Source organism: Mesorhizobium sp. M7A.F.Ca.US.002.01.1.1, from assembly GCF_004022955.1.
GTDB classification, from domain to species: Bacteria; Pseudomonadota; Alphaproteobacteria; order Rhizobiales; family Rhizobiaceae; genus Mesorhizobium; species Mesorhizobium ciceri.
Window position 1 is genome coordinate 1 of the sequence record NZ_RZQE01000359.1, and the last position, 6,150, is coordinate 6,150.

Here is a 6,150-nt window from a genome sequence, read left to right on the forward strand (position 1 = left end):
AGGTCCGGCTCGGTGTCGAGCATGATGCATGTCGCCCAAAAGTGATCCCGGTTTCAGGACAACGACATGTATGACAAGGATCAGCAGGCAGCCAGAGCCTTCTCCTGCTTGACGCGTTCCTTGAGCGCGCTGGAAATATCGGGGTAGCGCTTGCCGACCTCGCTGAAAGTGGCGCAGGCAACGTCATGCTGCTTGAGGCCGACCAGCGACACGCCGAGCTTCAGCAACATGTCGGGAGCTTTCTTGGCCTTGGGGTAGTCCTTGCTGGCGGCAAGGAACGTCTCGGCCGCATCGCGGTATTTCTGCTGGCCGAGCAATGACTCGCCCAGCCAGTAATGCGCGTCCGCTGCTTTCGCATCCTTGGGGAAGCGGGCGATGTGGTCGCGAAAACCCTGCTCGGCGGTGCCGTAGTCGCCCGAGAGGATGAACTGGTATGAGTTGCGGTAGAGCTCTTCCGGATTGTTGGTGGCGGGCAACGCCGCGACCACCGTATCGGATTTGCCGGCCTTGGGCGCCGCCCCGGCGACTGGCGCGGTATCCTGCGCCGGCGCGGTCGATTGTGTGTTGCCGCCGGCATCGATGACATTGCCGTTCTTGTCGACGGTGATGCTGCCGAAGGTCTTTTCCGGCGCTCCCGTACCGGGAATAACCTTGCCGGGGTCGCCATCCGGAGATTCGACGATGACGTCATCGACCGTCTTGCCGCCTGCCGATTGATCGTTGGCGGGCTCGGCGCCGGCATCGGCCGGCGCCCGTGTTGCCGGGGCCGCCGCCACGTTGTTGTCGGTGCCGGTGGTGGCGTCCGATTTCTTCTGCGCCGGCGGCTGCCCGCCTTGCGTGCCGCCACCTTCCAGCTGCTGGAAGCGGAATTCATTATCTTCCTGCTGCTTGCGGATCTGCTCCTGCATTTGCAGGACCTGGAAATTGAGTTCCTCGATCTTGCCGTTCATCTGCCGCAGCTGCTCTTCCAGGCTGGTGACAGCGGTAGGATCGGACTGCACCAGCTGAATCTGGTCCGGTTTCTTCTTTTGACCAAAAAAGCCGGGCAATTCGATACTGGGAAGATGGAAGGTAAAGCCGCTGTCGGTTGATTGCCCTGTGCCGCTCGCCCCGGTGCCGCTAGCCAGGGCGGTGACGCCTGATAGGAGCAGCAGCGCAAGCGTGCCGCTCAGAACCGATCTCAAATGCATGTGCCTCTCGCAGTGATTTCGTTAGCTTGTTCGCGCCTTCCAATCAGAATGGGACCAGCCAAGCGCCCTCGGCTCATAGCAGGAGCCGAGACTTCGGCCAAATTTTGTTTCGGGCATCCGGATATGAAAAAGGCGGCCCCAAGGCCGCCTTTCGCACAAGTATGTTGCATTTTTACCGCTAGACGGCCACGCGTCCTTTGACGCGCCGGTCCATGATGCCTCAGGAGCCAGCGCCGCTAAGCGTAGTGACCGCGCGGCGATTCTGCGACCAGCAAGAGATGTCGTCGCAAACCGCGACCGGACGTTCCTTGCCGTAGGAAATGGTCTTGAGACGGCTGGCCGAGACGCCCTTGGCGACAAGGAAGTCACGGGTAGCGGCTGCGCGGCGGGCGCCGAGCGCCAGATTGTATTCGCGCGTTCCGCGTTCGTCGGCATGGCCTTCGACGACGATGGCATACTGCTTGTACTGGTTCAGCCACTGTGCCTGGCGCGAGAGCGTCGTCTGCGCGTCGGCACGGATCGAGGTCGAGTCCGTATCGAAGAAGATGCGGTCGCCAATGTTGACGGTGAAGTCCTGCGCCGATCCGGGTGTTGCGGCGCCGGCGCCGTTAAGGCCAAGATCGGCCGCGTTGTTCGGCGTCTTTTTCGAGGCGCAACCGGCGATGGCGAGCATCGCCACCAGCGCGATCATGACCGGGTTTCTGGTAAGTGCTGCAATACGGCCCATGCCGCCTCTCCTTCGTAATTCGAGTGGTCTAATTTGAGTGATTTCGTTGATCACCCAGTAACCACGTTTGGGTTAACCGGCATTCAAGAAACACGGTTAAATTTTGGTTTAAGCTGCCCGTCCGCAGCCATTGGCCATGAGCCACAGTTGGCGCGGACCCTAGGCGGAAATACGGCCAAAACGCGACAAAGAGATGGAAAAGAGGAATTGAAGAGTTGGGGAATTGAGGAACTGAAGAGAGAATTCACTTCAGCTTTTCTCTCAGATTGATCAGCATGCCGTAGATATGGGCATAGGATCGCAGCCAATCGTCGTGTTGTGCCTGGCTGATGTATCCAAGGTCGAACGCATAGGAAATTCACGTCTCCACTTCGCTGCATGACCCCATTGCCATCGAAATGAACCGCGCGAATTCGGGTTTGGAGTGAGTCTGCTTGGCAAATCCCTCAGCCAAATTGGCGCAGATTCCCTTGCTGGAGCGGCGCAACTGATCAGCCAGTGCGTATTGCTCCATTTTCGGGAAAGCGAGCGTAGCTTTATGCACGCCAAGAGAGACCACATAAGCGCGCTTATAAACCTCTAGATCCTTCGCACGCTTGATGTAGCCGCCCGCCTTCTCCATTCTTCAGTTCTTCAATTCCCCAGTTCGTCTCTTACTCCAGCAGCGGCGACCAGGCAGGGTCCGAAGCGAAGTTCGCCGTCGGGATCGATTGCTCGTTGCGTCCGGTCAGATCGACCGAAACCAGTTTGGGGCCACCGGCGGAATCGCGGAAGAACATCAGCACGCGGCCATTCGGCGCCCAGGTCGGTCCCTCCTGCTGGAAGCCGGAGGAGAGGATGCGCTCACCCGATCCATCGGTCTTCATGACGCCGATCTGGAATTCGCCGCCGGTCTGCTTGGTGAAGGCAATCAGGTCGCCGCGCGGCGACCAGACCGGTGTCGAATAGACGCCGTCGCCAAAGGAGATGCGGGTCTGGCCCGAACCGTCGGCGCCCATCACGTAGATCTGTGCGCGGCCGCCACGGTCGGAGGTGAACACCACCTTGCTGCCGTCGGGCGAATAGGATGGCGAGGTGTCGATGGCGGTCGAGTTGGTCAGCCGCGTCGTCGAGCGGCTGCGCAGGTCCATGGCGAAGATGTTGGAATTGCCGTCGTCGCGCAGCAGGCTCATGATCACCTTCTGGCCGTCGGGCGAAAAGCGCGGCGCAAAGGTCATGCCGGGGAAATTGCCGACCAGTTCGCGCTGGCCGGTCTCGATCTGCAGCAGATAGACCCGCGGCTGGCCGCTTTCATAGGACATGTAGGTGATTTCCTGCCGGTTCGGCGAGAAACGCGGCGTCAGCACGATCGACCTGCCGTCCGAAAGATAGCGGACGTTGGCGCCGTCCTGGTCCATGATCGCGAGGCGCTTCTTGCGCGCATTCTTGGCTCCGGATTCGTCGATGAAGACGACGCGGGTGTCGAAATAGCCTTTTTCGCCGGTCAGCCGCTCATAGATGGCGTCGGCGATGATATGGGCGACACGCCGCTGATTGGCGTCGTTGGCGAAGAACTGCTCGCCAGCCATCTGCTGGCCGGCAAAGGTATCCCACAATCGGTACTGGGCGCGGATGCGGCCGTCGGCTTCCTTGCTGACGCTGCCCGTGACCAGCGCCTGCGCGTTGATCACCTTCCAGTCGTCGAAGCGCGGTGCTGCATCGGGGTTGGTGATTTTCTCGATAAAGGCGCTCTTGTCGATCGGAGCGAACAGACCCGAACGCTTCAAATCGGCGGTGACGATCTGCGAAATCTGCGCCCCAAGCGCGTCGCCGCCCTGGAAATCCGTGATGGCGAGCGGCAGCGGCTCGACGTTGCCCTTGTTGACGTTGAGCTCGACGAGCGCCAGCGCCGGCAACGTGCCTGCCGCGGTCATGCCCATCGCCATTGCTGCGACCATCAGGAGCGGCTTGAGGATTGATTTCATGTCTTCTCGCTTCTCGTACTGATTTTCGGATGACAGGGCCTTAGAGGCCGAGCATCTCCCTTGGATCGAAGGTGACGCGGACGTCGGCCCAGATGTCCTGCTTGCCGGCGGGAACTTGCAGGCCGGTGACATCGCATTTTTGCACCGCACGAACGGCACTTTCGTCGAACTGGCGATTCCCGCTCGACTTTTCGACCGCCGGGCGCCCGTCCAGCTTACCGGATGCATCCAAGTTGAACCGCACCACGACGAGGAAGTTCTCGGAACCTTCAAGGCCGACAGGAAGGGTCCAGCAGCCGCCGAGCTGGCTTTCCAGGGCACCCATTTCGGACCTGGAAAGCTTCTGACCTTGGTCCTTGTCGCCGCCGAGCGACGCCTGCTGGGTCGAGCGCTTGGCGCCCCCGCCGGATGGTTTCTGCTTGTCGAGGAGCGCGGAGATCTCGTCGGCGTTGAATTGCTTGTCATCGGATTTCGGCTTCGACGACGCTTCCTTGACCGGCTTGTCGGCGTCCTTGCGCTCCGGCGCCTTGGCGCTTTCGGCCTGCGCCGGCTGCGGCTTCGGCCGCGCTTCCGGCGCGGGAGCGGAATCCGGCAGCTGCGTCGCCTCGGCGGGCGGCTCCTGCGCTATGGCTTCAGCGACGGCGTCGGGCTTGACCTCGGGCGTCGGATCGATGGCAGCGGTCTTGTCCTGCGGCGGCGGGGTCGGCGCCGGCTTGGCCGGTGTCGGCTTGGGATCGGCCTGCTTGACCGGCTCGGGCTTGACCTCTTCCTTGGGCGTCGGCGCCGGCGCCACTTCCGTTGCCGGGGTGGGCTTGGGCTTCTCCTGCGGCTTCGGCACGTCCTCGGGCTTCGGCTTTTCGATCGGGGTCGGCGCGGGCGGCGGAGCCGAGGTCATGTCGACGGGCTTCGGCTTGGCTTCCGGCGTTATCGGCTTGTCGGTGTCGACGCTGTTCTCGCCGACCTTCTGCGCATCCGGAACGATGTCCGGGCGCTGCGTCGGCACAGGCGCCGGCTTTTCATGCATCACGGCCTTCTTGTCGCCCTGCAACGTCTGCGCAATGGCTTCCATCGGCACGATATCGACCGCGACCGACTCGACGTCGGACGACGGAAGTGCCGCCGGCGCCGTCAGCGTGAACAGGCCGAAGGTCAGCGCCGCCGTATGCAAGATGACCGATGTGGTGAGGCCGGTCTTCATCGCGCGTCTACTGGTCCTGTTCCTGCAGTGAAACCAGGCCGATGTTCTTGTAGCCAGCGGCCGAAATACGGGCCATCACCTTCATCGCCGTACCATAGTCGGTGGACTTGTCGCCGCGGATGAAGATGCGCTCCTCATAGCCGGTCTTGGAAATTGCCTGCAGCTTGGCTACCAGCTCCTCGATCGGGATTTCGGTTTCCTGCAGATAAATCTGGCCGGCGGCGTTGATCGAGACGGTGATCGGCTGCGTGTCGGCATTCATCGCCTTAGCCTGCGTATCCGGCAGGTCGATCGGCACGCCGACCGTCAGCATTGGTGCCGCGACCATGAAGATGATCAGCAGCACCAGCATCACGTCGACCATCGGCGTGACGTTGATCTCGGACATCAGTGCATGGTGACGGCCGCGCCGCCTGTGGCCGCGCCCGCCGCGTCCTCCCATGCCCATGGACATACCCATCTGCTACTCCTCAGGCCTTGGGGGCCACTTTTTCATCGATTTGGCGCGAGAGTATGGCGGAGAACTCGTCGGAGAATCCTTCCATGCGCACGGCTATCTTGCTCGCGTCGGACGACAGCTTGTTGTAGGCGATGACGGCGGGAATGGCGGCGAGCAGGCCAATGGCCGTCGCCAGCAGCGCTTCGGCGATGCCCGGCGCAACCACCGCGAGACTGGTATTCTTGGAGCCGGCGATCGCCTGGAACGACGTCATGATGCCGATGACGGTGCCGAACAGGCCGATGAAGGGTGCCGCCGAGCCCGTGGTGGCAAGGAAGCCGAGGCGCCCTTCCAGCTTTTCCATCTCGCGGGTCAGCGCCAGGTCCATCGCCTTGTCGATGCGGGTTTGCAGGCCGAGCGGCGACTTGGCGCCCTTCTCGAAACTCTTCTTCCACTCGCGCATGGCCGCCACGAAAATGGCGCCCATGCCGGTGGTCTTGCGATCGGCGAGCGTGCGGTAAAGCTCCTCCAGCGACTGCCCCGACCAGAACACCTGCTCGAACCGGTTGAGCGCCAGCCGCATGCGGGCATAGGAAACCAGCTTGTCGACGATGATCGCCCAGGTCCAGACC

The 6,150-nt window shown here is 62.0% G+C and carries 7 protein-coding genes; all 7 read right to left on the reverse strand.

From position 1 onward, the window contains the following. Positions 1-80: 80 nt before the first annotated feature. Positions 81-1,190: a tol-pal system protein YbgF gene (ybgF, locus tag EN932_RS26365; protein WP_127369594.1), complete on the reverse strand. Its 1,110-nt coding sequence runs from the start codon at positions 1,188-1,190 to the stop codon at positions 81-83. 220 nt (positions 1,191-1,410) lie between these two features. After that, complete coding sequence (gene pal, locus EN932_RS26370) at positions 1,411-1,917, reverse strand: peptidoglycan-associated lipoprotein Pal (protein WP_013529149.1); 507 nt, start codon at positions 1,915-1,917, stop codon at positions 1,411-1,413. Between the two features lie 358 nt (positions 1,918-2,275). Further along, positions 2,276-2,539 carry a four helix bundle protein gene (locus tag EN932_RS26375; protein WP_245461043.1) on the reverse strand — a complete coding sequence of 88 codons (264 nt, stop codon included), beginning with the start codon at positions 2,537-2,539 and terminating at the stop codon, positions 2,276-2,278. A gap of 31 nt (positions 2,540-2,570) precedes the next feature. Further along, positions 2,571-3,881 (reverse strand): Tol-Pal system beta propeller repeat protein TolB, encoded by a 1,311-nt coding sequence (gene tolB, locus EN932_RS26380; RefSeq protein WP_128369165.1) that lies wholly within the window; start codon positions 3,879-3,881, stop codon positions 2,571-2,573. A 40-nt stretch (positions 3,882-3,921) separates the two neighbouring features. Next, the gene (locus EN932_RS26385) at positions 3,922-5,079 is read right to left on the reverse strand and encodes a TonB family protein (protein ID WP_013529147.1); all 1,158 of its coding nucleotides are present in this window, start codon (positions 5,077-5,079) and stop codon (positions 3,922-3,924) included. A gap of 7 nt (positions 5,080-5,086) precedes the next feature. Next, on the reverse strand, positions 5,087-5,539 hold the full coding sequence (gene tolR, locus EN932_RS26390) for a protein TolR (protein WP_023811855.1): 453 nt from the start codon (positions 5,537-5,539) through the stop codon (positions 5,087-5,089). Positions 5,540-5,549: 10 nt separating this feature from the next. Then, a partial coding sequence (tolQ, locus tag EN932_RS26395) for a protein TolQ (RefSeq protein WP_128369166.1) occupies positions 5,550-6,150 on the reverse strand: 601 nt, incomplete at its 5' end.